The organism is Colwellia sp. BRX10-1, from assembly GCF_014077545.1.
Classification (GTDB): Bacteria; Pseudomonadota; Gammaproteobacteria; order Enterobacterales; family Alteromonadaceae; genus Colwellia_A.
The window spans coordinates 52154-69321 of sequence record NZ_JACGWC010000004.1 but is presented as its reverse complement, the minus strand read 5'-3'; the positions used below and the strand labels follow the sequence as shown (position 1 = coordinate 69321).

The window sequence follows — 17168 nt, the reverse complement described above, 5'->3', positions numbered from 1 at the left end:
CAAATTAAAATTATTAAGTACTCTATTTGAATAATCATGCTGTTGTTATAAAACGGCATAGAACATAGGTAAGAATAATCATATGTCATTAAATTTTTTAGATTTCGAGCAGCCTATTGCTGAGCTTGATGCCAAAATTGAAGAGCTACAATTAGTCAATAACGGTCAAGAATTAGATCTTGACCTTGAAGATCAAATTACTCAATTACGCGGTAAAAATGCTGAGTTAACCAAAAAGATTTTTGCAAATCTTGACCCTTGGCAAACAGCTCGTGTGGCACGTCATCCTCAGCGTCCTTATACGCTTGATTACATACCACGCATTTTTACTGAATTCGACGAGCTTGCCGGTGATAGACACTATGCGGATGATAGAGCCATTGTTGGTGGTACTGCGCGTTTAGACGGTAAACCTGTGATGATTATTGGTCATCAAAAAGGGCGTTCAACAGCAGAAAAAGTTAAACGTAACTTTGGTATGCCTCGTCCAGAAGGTTACCGTAAAGCCTTACGCTTAATGCAAATGGCTGAACGTTTTAATATGCCCATTATTACCTTTATTGACACTCCTGGTGCCTACCCGGGAATAGGCGCAGAAGAGCGCGGCCAAAGTGAAGCGATAGCGATGAACTTAAAGGTTATGTCACGTTTAACCGTGCCGATTGTTTGTACGGTTATTGGTGAAGGTGGTTCTGGTGGTGCATTAGCGATTGGTGTTGGTGACCGTGTCAACATGCTGAAATATTCTACTTACTCGGTAATATCTCCTGAAGGTTGTGCATCAATCTTGTGGAAAACTGCTGAAAAAGCACCTACTGCCGCTGCCGCTATGGGTATTACCGCTACGCGTATTAAAGAATTAGAACTTATCGATAATATCGTTGAAGAGCCATTAGGTGGTGCACATCGTGATATGGATATTATGGCGGCTAACTTAAAGCAAGAATTAAAATCAAATCTTGCCGAACTAGAAGGCTTGTCAAAAGAAGAGTTAATTGAAAAACGTTATGACAGATTAATGTCTTTCGGTTATTGTTAAGTTGTTATAAATCGACACGAGCAAAGTAGTATTGAATGCTTTGCTGATGAAGTTGTAGCCTTATCTTACTGATTCTATCTCTAAGTTAAGGCTACAGTTTTTTTGTTTTCAGTGTCAATTAACCAAGTATTCTATGATTAAACAGACCTTAATAGATTTTTTTTCCAACCACCCTCAAAAATCACTGCTTATTGCCTACAGTGGCGGTATCGACTCTCAAGTGCTGTTACATTGCCTTGGTGCTTTAAAAACACAACATGCTATTAATAGCGATATTCGTGTTTGTCATGTTAATCATGGCTTGAGTGTTAATGCCGTTAAATGGCAAGCCTTTGCTAAAGCACAATGCCAACTATTTGGCCTGCCGTTAGACATTATTGAAGTAAACGTGCAAGCTGTTGCCCAAAAAAGCTTAGAAGCGCTTGCCCGCGATGCCCGCTATCAAGCACTAAAATCAGTAGCTAAAGCCGGTGATTTAATTGTTACTGGTCATCACAGTGACGATCAGGCTGAAACTTTTCTACTCGCCCTAAAAAGAGGCGCAGGTTTGAAAGGGCTCTCAGCGATGCAAAGTGAAATGATGTTGGGGCAGCAATTACTGGTCAGACCGTTATTAACTATTTCACGAGCCGATATTGAAGCCTATGCGAAAGAGTATGGCTTAGTTTGGATAGAAGATGAATCGAATACGGATGAGCGTTTCGACAGAAACTTTCTCCGCCATCAAATTTTACCTAAGTTAAATCAACGTTGGCCAAGCATCAATAAGACGATTGCACGCAGTGCTGAACATTGCTTTGAAGCACAACAATTACTCGATGAATTAGCGCAGCAAGATTTAATTGCTTGCCAGTCTTCAGCTAATAAGCTGAGTGTTGTTGATTTAAATAAGCTCAGCGAAGCACGTCTTAAAAATCTATTGCGCTATTTTTTATCTTGCCATGGATTTTTAATGCCAAGCCAAAAGCAACTAATGCAAATATGCCAGCAGCTTAATGCACAAGCGGATAAGTCGCCAGTTGTGCAATTAGCTGAGTGTTGCATCAGACGTTATCAAGGTGAGTTACATCTAACGGGTATCTATCAGGACCTGTCGCTGTGGCAACAAAACCTAGCATTAGCGCTGTTAGCCGATGATAAACCGTTAGATGTTTGTCTTCCCGATCAATTAGGTTGGTTAAGTTTTTCGAATTTATCAGCACAAGTACAAGAAAACAGTGACTGGCAGTCGGTGATAAAAAAACCGGCAGAGCAACAAAAAGTGACGATTAGTTTTTCTCACGAAAACCCAAGGTGTTTGCCACAATATCGACAGCATTCAAGACCATTAAAGAAAGTCTTACAAGAGCTTGCTATACCAACATGGCAGAGAAAAAGGTTACCTTTTATCTTTTATGATAATGAGTTGGTTGCGGTAGTCGGACAGTTTGTTTGTCAGCGCTATCTAGCCGAGAACAGTGACTCAGCATTTACGCTATCATGGCATGGTCAACTGCCTCTTTAAAGGTACCGTGTAACGAATAAACTAGACAGTGTCGGTGCATAAGTGGTAAAAATCTTTCATCGATGCGTTATCTTAATAACAAAAACAATAACTAAAATAAGACAAACTATGACAACACAAAATACCTCTGTAGAAAAAACATCACTTTTTGGTAAGCTAAAAGCTATTAACATCGTCAATCAAATCATTATTGCACTTGTTGTTGGTATTGTTTTAGCGCTTGTTTTACCTGAAGTTGCACAGTCATTTTCAATACTCGGCAGTTTATTTGTTAGTGCACTAAAAGCGGTTGCTCCTATTTTGGTGTTAGTTTTAGTCGCTTCATCTATTGCTAACCAAAAACAAAATAGCGATGCTAACTTAAAACCGATTGTTGGGCTTTATTTACTCGGCACAATAAGTGCTGCGCTGGTTGCTGTAGCACTAAGCTTTGCGTTCCCGGTGCAATTAACATTAGATATTGTTGGCGCAAGTGCTAATCCGCCACAAGGACTAGGTGAAGTCTTATCAACCTTAGCGTTTAAAATTGTTGATAATCCGTTCAATGCAGTTGTTACTGGAAACTTTATTGGCATTTTAGCGTGGGGCTTAGGCTTAGGTTTTGCGTTGAAAAAAGGCAGTGAATCAACGAAGGTTATGGTTCATGATTTAGCCGAAGCAATTTCAAGTGTTGTTAAATTGGTTATTCGTTTTGCACCTTTAGGTATTATGGGCTTAGTCGCTAATACGGTTGCGACCACAGGCTTTGATACCTTAGGTGAGTTTAGACACTTAGTACTGTTACTTTTGGGTTCTATGGTTATTATTGCTTTAGTGGTTAACCCGCTGATTGTTTATTTTATTACGCGTAAAAACCCTTATCCGCTAGTCTTTACTTGCTTAAAAGAATCCGGCATTACCGCTTTCTTTACGCGTAGCTCTGCAGCAAATATTCCGGTTAACATGGAACTGTGTGAAAAACTTGATTTACATGAAGATACCTATTCGGTTTCTATTCCTTTAGGTGCCACCATTAATATGGCTGGTGCGGCGATCACCATTACGGTATTAACGCTGGCTGCGGCCAATACTTTAAATATTGAAGTTGACTTTGCAACTGCTATTTTATTGAGTGTCATCGCCTCAGTATCAGCTTGTGGTGCCTCTGGTGTTGCAGGTGGTTCATTGTTACTTATTCCATTAGCCTGTGGTTTATTCGGTATAGACAGTGATATTGCTATGCAAGTAGTCGCGATAGGTTTTATTATTGGTGTTATTCAAGACTCTGCCGAAACAGCCTTAAATAGCTCTACCGATGTTATTTTCACCGCAGCCGCTTCGCATCACATCACTAAAAATCTAGAATAAATGAAGTCTTCGTTAACCACCTCATATAGAGGTGGTTGATTTTAGACCCTGAAGCTAATTAAGGGTGATAGCTTTTTTGCCACTTTATAGCCCTGCAACAAAGCTATACTTTCACTTTAATATTCAGCAACAGAGCTATACCGCCACTTTAGTATTCAGCAACTAAGCTATATGGTCACGTTTTAGCCAGAGTAAAGTGCAGCCTTTAAATAATGGCTCAGGTCAATTATTCCCCGTTTTTAATCAGCACTTTTTAAATCACTGAATTAGGAGCATAATAGCGAAAAATCTTCTTCAAAAATTAGTGAATTAATATTATGCCTACCGAAAATGCCTTAAAAGCACGCAGTAATGCTAGCTGTGAATTATGTACGTCAACTGAACAATTAGCGGTGTTTCCTGTGCCACCAACCAGCGACTTAAGTGCTCAGCAATGTGTATATCTATGTGCTACATGCACAGCACAAATTAATGGTGACACTGCAATGGATGTAAGTCACTGGCGCTGTTTGAACGACAGTATGTGGAATCAAGAACCTGCTGTGCAAGTTATGTCGTATCGCTTGCTTCATAAACTGTCAGCAGAGAGTTGGGCACAAGACGCTTTAGAAATGATTTACATGGAAGATGATGTTAAAACTTGGGCTGAGCAAGGCATTGCCGCTGCTGAGCGAGAGGGGCCAACAAGAGACAGTAATGGCACTGATTTACAAGATGGCGACGATGTTACCTTGATTAAAGATTTAAAAGTTAAAGGCGCTAACTTTACGGCTAAGCAGGGCACTATGGTGCGTGGCATTACCTTAACGGATAATCCTGAGCATATTGAAGGAAAAGTTAACGGTACACGTATTGTTTTAGTCTCGGCGTATCTGAAAAAAGCTTAAGCAAAACTTGCTGTTTATAATCGCCTTAAAAAGCTATGTAAAGTCAAAAAAAGCATCAAAGTAAGTCAGTAAAGCCCCAACATTGCGGTTTTACTGTCTTACTCATATCGTTTATAACCAACGTCTTACTTTTAGCTGATAATCACGGTATTGTTGACCAAATATTTTTGTTAACATTTTTTCTTCGGGGATTATTTGAAAACGTGTCATGTAGCCAATAAATATTAAAATAATAGGTAAAGATGCTAAATGTTGTAAGTAATAAGCGAGCGAGATCAGTGAAATCAGCATGGCTAAATACATTGGATTTCTTGAAAATGAATATATACCAGAACTTACCACGGTTGAGCTTGTTTCTGGTTTAGTGGGGTTAACAGTTGTTTTGTGTTTTTTAAAACTGACTATTGCACAAAGGCCCACAACTATCGCGATAAATAACAGCGCGAGGGCAACTGGCACATGAGCCGGCCAGCTCAAGGTGAGATCGGGTGATATTTTATAAAAAATCATCATTAATAACACGGCTATTAATATCTGCACAACGGGTATTACTTTTAACTCCATGATTTACCTTAAGCTTAAAAAGTTTATTGGCTGTTATTTTAGCAGGTATTAGTGGTTATTAAGCACACTATTCGATAAGTTTATTTTTAGGTGTTATTGACGTAGTCAGATAATATCGCCATTGTTCATTTGTATACTCGTTATGTTTATTTAGCTTTCTTCCTGTTAAATTTTCAATATAGTACCGATAAAGGATTTATGAAATGTCAGTCCCCATCGCTTATTTTGCCGTTATTCTTATCTGGTCAACAACACCACTAGCGATAGTGTGGAGCAGTGAAACTATTCATCCAACCTTAGCGGTTTTGTTGCGGATGCTGATTGCGGTTGTACCTGGCTGGTTAATACTGAAGGCTTTTCGTATTGAGCTTCCTTGGCATAAAAGTGCGCTTAAACTTTATAGTTTTTCAGCGATAGGTATTTTTGGCGGGATGTTATTTGCGTATTTAGCCGCTGGCTACATTTCTTCTGGGCTGATGTCGTTAATGTTCGGCTTGGCACCTATTTTATCTGGGGTACTAAGTCAGCGCATTTTGGCTGAGTCTGCATTATCACCAGCAAAAAAAATAGCATTGGCGATCGCTATTTGCGGCTTAGCTACGGTATGTTTTGATAAAATATCACTTAAAGATGATGGATATATTGGCATTATCGCGGTATTGATTGCTGTTTCATTTTTTAGTTTAAGTGGTGTATTGGTAAAAAGTGTTGAAGTTGCTATAAACCCTATGGCAACAACCCTAGGTTCACTATTATTAAGTCTGCCTTTATTTATCTTAGTTTGGCTTATTTTCGATGGCAATATTGCGCATCAAACATGGAGTAACAAATCAATATTAAGTGTCGTTTATCTTGGTGTTATTGGCTCTTTAGTGGGCTTTATTGCTTATTTCTATATATTACAACGCCTAAAAGCGAGTACGGTGGCATTGATCACTATGATCACCCCAGTGATTGCCATTTCACTGGGGTTACTATTAAATAATGAAACAATTAATATTAATTTAATCGTTGGCGCATTAGCTATCATTGCTGGTTTAGCTATTTATCAATGGGGCGATTTAGTGATTAAACACCATCGTAATAAATATGCTCACTGATGAAAAAGTAACCATAGGATTTCGACAAGCCCAGCAGAGTGATATAGGCTATTTATTACAATTAAGAAAAGCCTCAATGGGTGAACATCTTATTGCCGCAGGTTTGGATTTATCTGATCAGCAACACCTTGCACGAGTGAATGAATTTTTTGCAGATTCAACTATTATCTTGATGAACAATGCCCCGATAGGCTTAATAAAAATAGCAGTTTTAGCGGATAAGTTACACATCAGGCAGCTACAAATCATACCAATACATCAAGGAAAAGGAATTGGTGGTAAGGTTTTAGCCTTAATTAAAAGAAAAGCAAAAGAGTTAAAACTACCAATAACATTAAATGTTTTGTTAGCAAATCCGGTTATTTCTTTATATTTACGCCATGGTTTTGTTGTCACTGGCCAGAATGAAGTTGAATATCAAATGTGCTGGTTACAATAAAATAAGGCCAGTAATTAACAAATCACTGACCTTATGTTCAGGATGAACGGTATGTCACGATGCCACGGATGGCAAGGAGTGACGATGTTCAGGATGAACGATCAAACTTAATAGATTTTACCACTCGCTCGAACGGTGTTTACATCAATACGTGTTGGGGTAATACTGCCATCAACTAGTCCTTGCGTAGCGACTGATAACGACTCAATAACCTGATACATCGACGCTAAGTCTAGGCTGCTAATATCATCAGACGTTTTATGATAATGCTGGTCTTTATCAAGTTGGGTACTACTAAAACTGTGAGCTGGAACACCTAAACGCGCAAGTGTTGCATTGTCTGAACGATAAAATAAACCCTGTTCAGGGTAAGGGTCTTGGTAAATCTCACTGTTTTTAGCCGCTAAGCTGACGTTAAGTAATTCACCTAAATTTGAACGCTCCATTCCTGTCATCCAAACTGAACCAGCGCCAAACTTTGAAGGTTTACCTATCATCTCAATGTTTATCATTGCCACAACGTTGTTAGGATCTAATTGTTGTGAAAAATATTTAGAGCCAAAGCCACCAATTTCTTCGGCGGTAAAAGCACTAAACATTAAGGTTCTTTTGTTCTCACCTTGATGGGCATAGTGTTGTGCCAGATTAATAACAGCAGAGGTGCCCGACGCATCGTCATCAGCACCATTAAAAACCTCTTTACCATCAGCCGTTACACCTAAATGATCATAGTGTGATGAATATAAAACCACTTCTTTTGCTGTCGCTGGATTTTTATCTTTACCCGGTAGTATCGCAACAATATTGGTTAAGGTTTTTTCAGTTATCGAAGTACTCGCGTTAACGTCTACCGTGGTAATTTCATTATCATCGGCTAAAACCATAACAATAGCCCCTTGGTGCTCAAGGTTAAGCTTAGTTAAGCCTCGTTGAAAGTAACCTCGGTAACCGGCAAAGGTTTTAGCGTGAGCGCTATGGATAATAACCAGATGCTGGCCACCGTCATTATTCATTTTACCAAGGGCCGCGCGCATATCATCCGCTTCAGCAATAATATGGGTGTTAACATTTTCAAGGCTCTGCCATGAAAGCGTGGCCATAGTACTTGCCATGCCTAAGTTAGCGTCAGCAATAGTCTTACCATTTAAGGTCACCGTTAATGCTGTTGGCATAATACTGGTTACATTAAATGTTTGTTTGAAATCTTTATTGCCTACCATTGGGCTTAGTCCAATTTCGGTAAACCTTTGGCTAATATAATCACCCGCTTGGTCAATACCAACAGAGAAGCTGGCTCGGCCTTTTAAATCGTCACTTGCGAGATAAGTAATATCTTTAATAACTTGTTCCGATGACATTTCAGCAATTTTGGCTTTAGGTGCTTCAGGCTCACTGCATGCAGAAAGGAGTGTAATGCCAGTAAAAAGAGCTAAAGTTAAGCGGCTTTTAGTAAGGTGACTTTTCATGCTTATTATTTCCCTATCCATGTTGGTATTAATTATTGTAATTTTGTTGTCTCAATTAACAGTGTTTCATCACCGGCAGTTAACCATAATTGGCCATCTTGGATACTGCACTGAAAGTCCATAGAGCGACTAGCAAGTTTTGCTAATGCATCACAGGTTTCTTGGCTAATGAGCTCAATGGAAAGTTTATTGAGTAGACGTAATTTGTTTTGCGACTGTTTCCACCAGGTTTCAGCACTGCTGCCATAAGCATAAAGAATCACTTTTTGGGCACGATTACAGGCTTTTTTGAGACGTTTTTCATCCAGTTGCCCAAGCTCTATCCATAGCTCAATAACTTCAGAGTAATTAATTTGCCACAGAGCCGCTTCTTCTTCGTCACTCACACCTTTACCAAACTGCAAATGTTCATTTGCATTTAAAATAAAAGCTAACAAGCGCACCATCATACGAATATCTGTTTCTGAAGGATGTTGGGCGATGGTTAAATTGAGGGTATCGTAGTAATTTCTGTCCATATCTGACAGTTGTATACTGGCTTTATTTATTGTTGCTTTTAGTGCCATGATTATCCGTAAAGTAAGAAATGCTAATTAAGCTTATAATACTCGTATAACATCAAGGAATACAGCAGGTAAGTGCTTTTATTCGACCAACCACTCTAATTCATCAATGACTTTTCTGGCTTCAGCAATCGTACAATCAGTGCGAGCCATCAATTGGTTAACAGTAATGTCTGACTTTAATTTAGCAATACGCATAAGTTCATCGTGACTAAGTGCCTGCCTTTGACTCATTAAGTAATTAACTAGCCACTGCCAACTCGGCTCTTCTGAGTCTTGTATAAAAGCGACAACGTGTTCTAGTTGTTCAAAGCTAGCTTTGAGCTGCCAATTGCGTGAACGGCCAATTCTATAAAGTTCACAGCCACTAGCTCTTATTCCTGCTTTTAACGCATAAGCTTTTATTACTTTTCTAAGCAATGAGGGCAGATTAATGACAGGTATATGATTTGGCGATGTTTTCATAAGGAGCGAGTAACGTTAACAGAGAATAAAAAAACCAGCAAAATGCTGGTTTCAGTTTACTAATAATAGTTGATTACCATTTTTTCTTCGGTTGAAATAATAAGTCTAAATCATCTTCTTGATCTTTGGCTTTTTTCGCCGCATCTTTAGCATTAGTGCTTTTAAGTGCATCGGTTATTTCTTCAAGTTGGATCTCAACCTCAGCTTTTTTACTGACGGTATATTCTGTTTGCGAAGGATGAGCGGACAATGTTTGCAAAGCTTTCTCAAAATATTGGCGCGCTGAACCTAACATTTCTTTTTGGTAAGCCATATTGCCACGTTTTAGCAGGCTTTCAACACCAATCTGTAGTTGCATAGCATCAAGCTTTTTATCTTCATGGGTAAATGTTTGTGCGTCTAAAGCTCCTTTTACTTGCTCTGACTTAAGTGTAGCTCGTAATTTTTTAATACATTGCAAAATACTGACGAGTTGTTGTTCATTATCAGGGAGAAGGAATGGCTCCTCTTGTCCTGAAGTTGAAGCCGCAAGTTCTTGAGACGCCTTTAATCTTGCCTCAATTTCATTCACTTTACCTTTAATTTGTTTTGAATCAGGTAAAATTGATCTCATCGCTTTTGCTGCGGTTAAACTGCGTCGATTAAGAATGTTGACGATGCCAGGATTACTGGGCAGGTTAGCAAGATGTAGAATAAGGTCTTCACTTTCATCTATAATTGCTTTTTGCTTAGCCGCTTTTGTGCGTTTGTCTTTTTCTTGTTTTTCTTTGTGCTGTTGAATTGCGCCAACACTCACAACTATAATGATTAATGCGATAATTAAAGCAATGATAATGCCCATAATGTTAACTACTCGTCTGTTAAAATAGAAATATCTTTTATGCAGTCTACAAAAAATGGACACATTAGCATAGCCTTATATCAACCTTTTATCTCTGATACTAATGAAGGCTATTTATATAACTTTTTATTTTGAATAAAAAACTTCATTTTTTCCTATAAAAGCCATTTTTAACTTAGTTATGTGGTTTTTGTTGTAATAATCCTACATTTTTAAATTAAATCTCGTATATAAGCAGAATAATGAAAATTAATATGGAATAAGTCTTCATTTAAGTATATATTTTTTGCATAAGCAATCAGCATAAAAAATTTTGAAGTATAATTATGAAACTGCAACAACTGCGCTATATTGTTGAAGTACTCAACAATAATTTAAATGTCTCTGCAACAGCAGAAAGTTTATTCACCTCTCAACCGGGCATAAGCAAGCAAGTTCGCATGCTAGAAGATGAACTCGGTATTCAAATATTCGGCCGCAGTGGCAAACATTTAACGCATGTTACTGCCCCTGGCAATGAAGTTATTAATATTGCCACAGAAATTCTCTCCAAAGTTGAAGCGATTAAAGCGGTTGCGCGTGAGCATACTCAACCCGATGAAGGTAAATTACGTATATCAACCACGCATACCCAAGCGCGATATGCATTGCCTGAAGTGATCAAAGGCTTTATGAAAAAGTATTCAAAAGTTTCTTTGCAAATGTCTCAGGGAACGCCAGCGCAAATTAGTGATGCCGCAGGCAAAGGTGACGCAGATTTTGCCATTGCGACGGAATCATTACACTTATATAACGATTTAGTGATGTTACCTTGTTATCACTGGAATCGCAGTATAATAGTGCGACCCGATCATCCCTTAGCTAAAAAACAAGGCATTACTATTGAAGACTTAGCCAAGTATTCATTAGTGACTTATGTGTTCGGTTTTACTGGACGTTCAGAGCTTGATATTGCTTTTAATAGTCTTGGAGTAGAGCCTAAAATTGCTTTTACTGCCACCGATGCTGATGTAATTAAAACATATGTGCGTTTAGGTGTTGGCGTTGGTGTAATTGCTACTATGGCTATCGACCCTAGAATTGATAGTGATTTAGTGGCTATTGATGCCAGTCATTTATTTAATTCAAGTACCACTAAAATAGGCTTTAGACGCGGTACTTTCTTACGTGGTTACATGTTTGATTTTATTGAGCGTTTTGCTCCTCATTTAAATCGTGATTTAGTCACTAAAGCTGTTCTATTGAAAAATAATGCTGAAATAGATGAGATGTTTGCAAATATTAAATTGCCTGTTCGTTAAAGCAACTGCGATATAAATCAATAACCACATAAAAGCGACTGATATCAGTCGCTTTTTTATGTTCAGGATGAACGGTATGTCGTGATGCCATGGATGGCAAGGAACGACGAATGTTCAGGATGAACGGTATGTCGTGATGCCAATTATGTAAAGTATGGCAAGGAACAACGAATGTTCAGGATGGCCTTTCTCAGACATCCTGTATTTCAAAGCATAAGTGTTTCGCTGCACGGCGATAGCAAGGAACGACAAATGTTCAGCCATTAACCCTTTGTCCGTTGCAGCTTTGGGATTAAAAACGTCTTAACATTCAGTTATGTTGACCGCTAAGCCGCCACGAGAAGTTTCTTTATATTTGGTTTTCATATCGTTGCCGGTTTCCCACATGGTTTTAATCACTTTATCCAGCGGGACTTTTTGATTACCGGTGCCGCGCAAAGCTAAACGCGATGCGTTGATCGCTTTTACCGAGCCCATAGCGTTACGTTCGATACAAGGAACTTGAACTAAGCCACCAACAGGATCACAGGTTAACCCTAAATTGTGCTCCATACCGATTTCTGCCGCGTTTTCTACTTTACTTGGCGAACCACCCATAATTTCAGTTAATGCGCCAGCTGCCATAGAACAAGCTACGCCAACCTCACCTTGACAGCCCACTTCAGCACCAGAAATTGACGCGTTAGTTTTATATAAAATACCAATGGCTGCGGCAGTTAATAAATAGCGTACACAGGTATCTTCATCAACAGGTCTAACAAACTTATCGTAGTAGCACAATACGGCAGGTATAATACCGGCTGCACCATTGGTTGGCGCCGTTACAACACGACTACCTGCGGCATTTTCTTCATTAACTGCAAGAGCAAATAAGTTAACCCAGTCCATCGCTATAAGCGGATCGTTGTTATTTTCAACTGATAATGCTTTATAAAGGGCAGGGGCTCTGCGCGCAACTTTTAAGCCACCGGGTAAAATACCTTCGGTTTTAATACCACGGTCAACACAATCTTTCATTGCTTGCCAGATATTAACTAGTTTAGCCCTAACAGTGGCTTCATCGGCTAAGCACTTCTCATTATTCATCATGATGGTACTGATCCTGAGATTTTTCTCATTAGCTTCGTTGATAAGCTCAGTCGCTGATGAGAAATAATGAGGACGTTTGATATTGTTGTGCAGAGATAATGCTTTATCTTTTTCTTTTTCAAAGTCGCGGGCGTTAACAATAAAACCGCCACCGATTGAATAATATGTTTGCTCTAGTAATAACGTACTTTCTTTTCCTGGGATATCTTCAAAGGCAAAAATAGTCATGGCATTTGAATGAGCAGGTAACGTTTTACGGCGATGATAAATAATTGCATCATTTTTAGGGAATGATACTAAGTGCTCGCCATTAAGCGAAATTTTTTGGCTAGCCACTACGGCTTCTAGAATTGAATCAATAGCGTCGACGGCAATCGTATCTGGATTTTCGCCAGACAGACCTAAAATTACCGCTTTGCCGGTACCATGGCCAATACCTGTTTGCCCTAACGAACCAAAAAGTTCACATTTCACCCGTGTTGTTTGGGTTAATTTATGCTCATCTTTAAGTTGTTCAACAAACAATTTCGCTGCTTTCATTGGACCTACAGTGTGAGAACTTGACGGGCCAATGCCAATAGAAAACATATCAAATACACTAATCATACTAAAACCTGAATTTATTTTGATAAAATTATCAAAAGATGGAATTATCTTCGGTAATTGTAACTGAAAGCTACCATCATGAAAAACAATAATAGTTTAATTATAGTTGATATTAACTAAAAACTTAAAGGTTCAAGATAATTGAATTGCCAAATCTTTCAGCATTACCGCGGTTGCGCCCCATATATTATGGTGCTCGAAAGGCATAAAGTGAATTGAAAAGGGTTTGCGATGACGCTCAATGGTCACCATGTAGTGATTATTAAAATCTAGAAAATGTTGTAATGGCACCTGAAATATTTCAGCAACTTCATTTTTATCGATCACATAATTTTGTTTTTTATCAATAAAAGCAATGATGGGCGTAACCACATAACCACTGATTGTTTCATAAGGAAGTAATTGGCCAACAATATTAATGTTGTTACTATTTAAACCAATCTCTTCTTCAGCTTCTCTTATGGCGGTGCTAATAAAGCTTGTATCAAAGTCTTCCATTTTTCCACCGGGAAAACTGATTTGCCCAGGATGATGTTTTAAATGACTAGCACGTTTTGTTAACACAACAGAGAGTTGTTTATTCTCTTCTATTAGCGCGATTAACACGGCTGCAGGTTTTAGTGCGCCAAGGTGCTGGTATTGATGGAGGGAAACATCAAGTGTTGAAAATTGAAAGTTTTGTAAAAAATCATGCTTGTTCATTATAAATCCATCAATGGCGAAAGCCAAAACTACAATAAGTTAAAGCGCTGATAACACAGGTAATATTTTGTTTACTTTATCAAAGGTTTCTTGATATTCAGCGTCAACTTTTGAATCAGCTACTACGCCACCACCGGCCCAGCAATAAATGATACTCGCTTTGGTCGCGTTATTTTTTTCGCACAGTAGGGTACGTATAGTAATGCTAGTGTCCATATTGCCACAAGCAGAAATATAACCAATAGAACCACAATAAATACTTCGCTGATGAGGCTCTAATTCATCAATTATTTCCATGGCTCTTATTTTTGGAGCGCCAGTAATTGAACCGCCAGGAAATGAAGCCGCTAATAAATCAGTCGCTTGATAAGGTTGTGCTAACTCACCTTCAACGGTGCTGACTAAGTGATGAACGGCAGGAAAACTTTCAATATTAAACAACTTAGGAACTTTTACCGAGCCAGCAATACAGACTTTACTGATATCATTTCTCAGTAAATCAACAATCATTAAGTTTTCGGCACGGTCTTTTTCTGAGTGCTGTAAATCAACTGAGTTTTGTTGGTCTATGACGGCATCATCACTTCGTGGTTTAGTGCCTTTTATCGGCTTACTTTGTACTTTACGGCCTGATTTTTGTAAAAATCGTTCAGGAGAAATACTGAGAATACTGGCTTTTTCAAAACGTAAAAAAGCAGAAAACGGTGCTTTATTTTTATCACGTAACGCGCAATAAGCTTCGAATTCATCACCTTGATACTGAGCACTAAAGCGTTGTGCTAAATTAATTTGGTAGCAATCTCCAGACAATAAGTAGTCTTGTATGCGCTTAAATTTTTCATCATAACGCGCTTTACTCATATTCGACTGCCAGTCGGTCATTAATGAAAACTTTTCTTTTACTTGTGTGGCTTTCTTTATCAAAGCTAACTGCTGATTTATTGCTTTTGTTAGGCTTTCTCGTTGTGGTTGTGGGCAAACCAACCAAAACTGTTGAGCTTGGTGATCAAAGATTAATGCCTGAAAATAAAGCCCTATCGACATGTCGGCTAAATCTATATCTTGCGTTGTTTGATGAGGCAAGTTCTCAAAACGTCTGCCTAAATCGTAAGAAAAGTAACCGACACTGCCGCCATTAAAAGGTAAGTGGCTGGTGGCAACGGTTATGTTGTTGAAGCATTGTTGTTGAATTTCTTTTAACAGCGTTAATGGATTTTGATGACTGATTTGCTTTTTGTCTTCTTTTAACCAGCGTACTTCAGTTTGATCGCCGCGAGTAGTTAGCGTAATTTCGGGTTGCCAAACCAGAATATCAAAGTTGCTATCAACGTGGGCAGGTGACTGTTGTTCACCACAAGAGTCAAGCCACATCGCCCAAGGTTGATGACTAAAAGCTGAAAATAAAGCTTTTACATCGATAGATTTTTCTACAGTAAAATGCTGGGCAGAAATAGTGAACATGACAGGTTTTACTCGATAATATTGTGGAAGCTCGTTAACAAGAAGGGTATGATATCTGCAAATTTATAACTTTCAACCATTTTCAGCTTCCCTAGTTTATCTATAATTTCAGGTAAGTAAGTAAATGCCGTTGAACTACATCTGTCGATCTGCATAAAAAGAGACCCTCATGACTATCATTAAACAACAAGATTTAATTGAAAGTATTGCCGATGCATTACAGTACATTTCTTATTATCACCCTTTAGACTTTATTCAAGCGCTTGAAAAAGCCTATCATAAAGAAGAAAGTAGCGCAGCTAAAGACGCTATTGCTCAGATCTTAATTAATTCTAGAATGTCAGCCCATGGCCAGCGTCCTATTTGTCAAGATACCGGCATAGTGACTTGCTTTGTTAAAGTGGGTATGGATGTTCAGTGGGACAAAACTGACTTAACAGTTCAGCAAATGGTTGATGAAGGTACTCGCAGAGCTTACTTAAATCCAGACAACCCATTGCGCGCTTCTATTGTAAAAGACCCCGCTGGCGCGCGTATTAATACTAAAGATAATACACCATCTGTTGTTCATATCGATATGGTTGCCGGTGGTGGCGTCGATATCATGATCGCAGCGAAAGGCGGTGGTAGTGAAAACAAATCTAAAATGGTGATGTTAAATCCTAGTGATTCAATCGCTGACTGGGTAGTTAAAACACTACCATCAATGGGCGCAGGTTGGTGTCCACCGGGAATGTTAGGCATAGGTATCGGCGGAACAGCAGAAAAAGCAGGGGTACTTGCCAAAGAAAGTTTAATGGAACCGGTAGATATTCAAGACCTTATTGACCGTGGTGCTGAAACAGCCGAAGAAAAGCTGCGTCTAGAAATTTTCGAGCGTGTTAATAAATTAGGTATTGGCGCACAAGGTCTTGGCGGTTTAACGACGGTTGTAGACATTAAAATTATGTCAGCACCAACCCACGCTGCATCAAAACCTGTGGTGATGATACCCAATTGTGCGGCAACGCGTCATGTTCATTTTCACTTAGATGGTTCTGGTCCGGCTAACTTAACACCACCAAAATTAGAAGATTGGCCAGAAATAACTTGGGAAGTCGGTGAAAACGTACGTCGTGTTAATGTTGATACCTTGAAAAAATCTGATATCAGTAGCTGGAAAACCGGTGAAACTGTATTATTGAGCGGGACTATCTTAACCGGACGTGATGCTGCTCATAAACGTATTCAAGATATGCTAGCCAAGGGCGAAAAGTTACCAGTAGACTTTACTGACAAGTTTATTTACTACGTAGGTCCTGTCGATGCTATTGGCGATGAAGCAGTTGGCCCAGCTGGCCCAACGACAGCAACACGCATGGATAAATTTACAGAAATGATGCTCTCTGAAACAGGGTTACTTGGCACTATCGGCAAGGCTGAACGTGGTGCCGAGACCGTTGAAACCATCAAAAACCATAAGTCAGTTTATCTAATGGCCGTCGGTGGTGCTGCATACTTAGTATCAAAAGCTATTAAAAAAGCAAGAGTTGTTGCTTTTGAAGATATGGGGATGGAAGCTATTTACGAATTCGAAGTTGAAGATATGCCAGTCACTGTAGCTGTTGATAGCCAAGGAGAGTCGGCTCATGTCACGGGTCCTGCTATTTGGAAAGCTAAGATTGAAGTGCAAGATGCCAAATCAAAAAATTAATTGATGCTTGTGTAAGCAAATAATTTTAAAACAAGCGCCTTAGGGCGCTTTTTTATTGACGATAATAAGTTGAAAATTTTGTCTATACTAAAAGAACATTA

The 17168-nt window shown here is 38.9% G+C and carries 16 protein-coding genes; 8 read left to right on the top strand and 8 right to left on the bottom strand.

Going from position 1 to position 17168, the window contains the following annotated elements; all coding sequences use genetic code 11:
- The first annotated feature begins 82 nt into the window (after positions 1–82).
- The 4 genes from accA to H4J75_RS05450 all read left to right on the top strand — a co-directional run bounded on the left by accA (position 83) and on the right by H4J75_RS05450 (position 4777).
- Entirely contained in the window at positions 83–1039 is a 957-nt protein-coding gene (accA, locus tag H4J75_RS05465; RefSeq protein WP_070374042.1) for an acetyl-CoA carboxylase carboxyl transferase subunit alpha, read from the top strand.
- A gap of 133 nt (positions 1040–1172) precedes the next feature.
- The gene (gene tilS, locus H4J75_RS05460; RefSeq protein WP_182221570.1) at positions 1173–2543 is read left to right on the top strand and encodes a tRNA lysidine(34) synthetase TilS; all 1371 of its coding nucleotides are present in this window, start codon (positions 1173–1175) and stop codon (positions 2541–2543) included.
- Positions 2544–2651: 108 nt separating this feature from the next.
- On the top strand, positions 2652–3890 hold the full coding sequence (sstT, locus tag H4J75_RS05455; protein ID WP_182221569.1) for a serine/threonine transporter SstT: 1239 nt from the start codon (positions 2652–2654) through the stop codon (positions 3888–3890).
- A 317-nt stretch (positions 3891–4207) separates the two neighbouring features.
- The gene (locus H4J75_RS05450) at positions 4208–4777 is read left to right on the top strand and encodes an alkylphosphonate utilization protein (RefSeq protein WP_070374039.1); all 570 of its coding nucleotides are present in this window, start codon (positions 4208–4210) and stop codon (positions 4775–4777) included.
- A 111-nt stretch (positions 4778–4888) separates the two neighbouring features.
- Here H4J75_RS05450 and H4J75_RS05445 read toward each other — a convergent pair whose 3' ends face one another.
- On the bottom strand, positions 4889–5341 hold the full coding sequence (locus H4J75_RS05445) for an isoprenylcysteine carboxylmethyltransferase family protein (protein ID WP_182215663.1): 453 nt from the start codon (positions 5339–5341) through the stop codon (positions 4889–4891).
- 203 nt (positions 5342–5544) lie between these two features.
- Between H4J75_RS05445 and H4J75_RS05440 the strand changes: the two genes are divergently transcribed.
- Both H4J75_RS05440 and H4J75_RS05435 read left to right on the top strand, forming a co-directional pair.
- Entirely contained in the window at positions 5545–6441 is an 897-nt protein-coding gene (locus tag H4J75_RS05440; protein WP_182221568.1) for a DMT family transporter, read from the top strand.
- Positions 6431–6880 carry a GNAT family N-acetyltransferase gene (locus H4J75_RS05435; protein ID WP_259366328.1) on the top strand — a complete coding sequence of 150 codons (450 nt, stop codon included), beginning with the start codon at positions 6431–6433 and terminating at the stop codon, positions 6878–6880. The genes H4J75_RS05440 and H4J75_RS05435 overlap by 11 nt, the downstream gene beginning before the upstream one ends.
- Positions 6881–6987: 107 nt before the next feature.
- On the opposite strand, the gene H4J75_RS05430 is transcribed toward H4J75_RS05435, so the two are convergent.
- The 4 genes from H4J75_RS05430 to H4J75_RS05415 form a co-directional block, all read right to left on the bottom strand.
- Positions 6988–8346, bottom strand: a complete 1359-nt coding sequence (locus H4J75_RS05430; RefSeq protein ID WP_182221567.1) for a M20/M25/M40 family metallo-hydrolase — start codon at positions 8344–8346, stop codon at positions 6988–6990.
- 32 nt (positions 8347–8378) lie between these two features.
- Positions 8379–8912, bottom strand: coding sequence for a YaeQ family protein (locus H4J75_RS05425; protein ID WP_182221566.1), 534 nt, complete (start codon positions 8910–8912; stop codon positions 8379–8381).
- Positions 8913–8990: 78 nt separating this feature from the next.
- A complete protein-coding gene (locus H4J75_RS05420; protein WP_182215669.1) occupies positions 8991–9374 on the bottom strand; it encodes a ribosome recycling factor family protein in 384 nt (127 codons plus the stop codon).
- Positions 9375–9447: 73 nt separating this feature from the next.
- Complete coding sequence (locus tag H4J75_RS05415; protein ID WP_220465241.1) at positions 9448–10215, bottom strand: hypothetical protein; 768 nt, start codon at positions 10213–10215, stop codon at positions 9448–9450.
- A 326-nt stretch (positions 10216–10541) separates the two neighbouring features.
- On the opposite strand from H4J75_RS05415, the gene cysB reads away from it, so the two are divergent.
- Positions 10542–11516 carry an HTH-type transcriptional regulator CysB gene (gene cysB / locus H4J75_RS05410; RefSeq protein ID WP_182215670.1) on the top strand — a complete coding sequence of 325 codons (975 nt, stop codon included), beginning with the start codon at positions 10542–10544 and terminating at the stop codon, positions 11514–11516.
- Positions 11517–11819: 303 nt separating this feature from the next.
- On the opposite strand, the gene H4J75_RS05405 is transcribed toward cysB, so the two are convergent.
- The 3 genes from H4J75_RS05405 to pabB form a co-directional block, all read right to left on the bottom strand.
- Positions 11820–13211: an L-serine ammonia-lyase gene (locus H4J75_RS05405; RefSeq protein ID WP_182215672.1), complete on the bottom strand. Its 1392-nt coding sequence runs from the start codon at positions 13209–13211 to the stop codon at positions 11820–11822.
- Positions 13212–13343: 132 nt separating this feature from the next.
- Positions 13344–13913, bottom strand: coding sequence for a CoA pyrophosphatase (locus tag H4J75_RS05400; RefSeq protein ID WP_182215674.1), 570 nt, complete (start codon positions 13911–13913; stop codon positions 13344–13346).
- Between the two features lie 39 nt (positions 13914–13952).
- Positions 13953–15374, bottom strand: a complete 1422-nt coding sequence (gene pabB / locus H4J75_RS05395; RefSeq protein ID WP_182221565.1) for an aminodeoxychorismate synthase component I — start codon at positions 15372–15374, stop codon at positions 13953–13955.
- Between the two features lie 169 nt (positions 15375–15543).
- Between pabB and H4J75_RS05390 the strand changes: the two genes are divergently transcribed.
- Positions 15544–17067, top strand: coding sequence for a fumarate hydratase (locus tag H4J75_RS05390; protein ID WP_182215677.1), 1524 nt, complete (start codon positions 15544–15546; stop codon positions 17065–17067).
- The last annotated feature ends 101 nt before the right edge of the window (positions 17068–17168 follow it).

Coding starts and splice junctions, on each gene's coding strand:
- sstT (WP_182221569.1), top strand. CDS start 2,652: ATGACAACACAAAATACCTCTGTAGAAAAAACATCACTTTTTGGTAAG.
- H4J75_RS05420 (WP_182215669.1), bottom strand. CDS start 9,374: ATGAAAACATCGCCAAATCATATACCTGTCATTAATCTGCCCTCATTG.
- pabB (WP_182221565.1), bottom strand. CDS start 15,374: ATGTTCACTATTTCTGCCCAGCATTTTACTGTAGAAAAATCTATCGAT.
- H4J75_RS05435 (WP_259366328.1), top strand. CDS start 6,431: ATGCTCACTGATGAAAAAGTAACCATAGGATTTCGACAAGCCCAGCAG.
- H4J75_RS05430 (WP_182221567.1), bottom strand. CDS start 8,346: ATGAAAAGTCACCTTACTAAAAGCCGCTTAACTTTAGCTCTTTTTACT.
- cysB (WP_182215670.1), top strand. CDS start 10,542: ATGAAACTGCAACAACTGCGCTATATTGTTGAAGTACTCAACAATAAT.
- H4J75_RS05445 (WP_182215663.1), bottom strand. CDS start 5,341: ATGGAGTTAAAAGTAATACCCGTTGTGCAGATATTAATAGCCGTGTTA.
- H4J75_RS05425 (WP_182221566.1), bottom strand. CDS start 8,912: ATGGCACTAAAAGCAACAATAAATAAAGCCAGTATACAACTGTCAGAT.
- H4J75_RS05415 (WP_220465241.1), bottom strand. CDS start 10,215: ATGGGCATTATCATTGCTTTAATTATCGCATTAATCATTATAGTTGTG.
- accA (WP_070374042.1), top strand. CDS start 83: ATGTCATTAAATTTTTTAGATTTCGAGCAGCCTATTGCTGAGCTTGAT.
- H4J75_RS05450 (WP_070374039.1), top strand. CDS start 4,208: ATGCCTACCGAAAATGCCTTAAAAGCACGCAGTAATGCTAGCTGTGAA.
- H4J75_RS05440 (WP_182221568.1), top strand. CDS start 5,545: ATGTCAGTCCCCATCGCTTATTTTGCCGTTATTCTTATCTGGTCAACA.
- H4J75_RS05390 (WP_182215677.1), top strand. CDS start 15,544: ATGACTATCATTAAACAACAAGATTTAATTGAAAGTATTGCCGATGCA.
- H4J75_RS05400 (WP_182215674.1), bottom strand. CDS start 13,913: ATGAACAAGCATGATTTTTTACAAAACTTTCAATTTTCAACACTTGAT.
- H4J75_RS05405 (WP_182215672.1), bottom strand. CDS start 13,211: ATGATTAGTGTATTTGATATGTTTTCTATTGGCATTGGCCCGTCAAGT.
- tilS (WP_182221570.1), top strand. CDS start 1,173: ATGATTAAACAGACCTTAATAGATTTTTTTTCCAACCACCCTCAAAAA.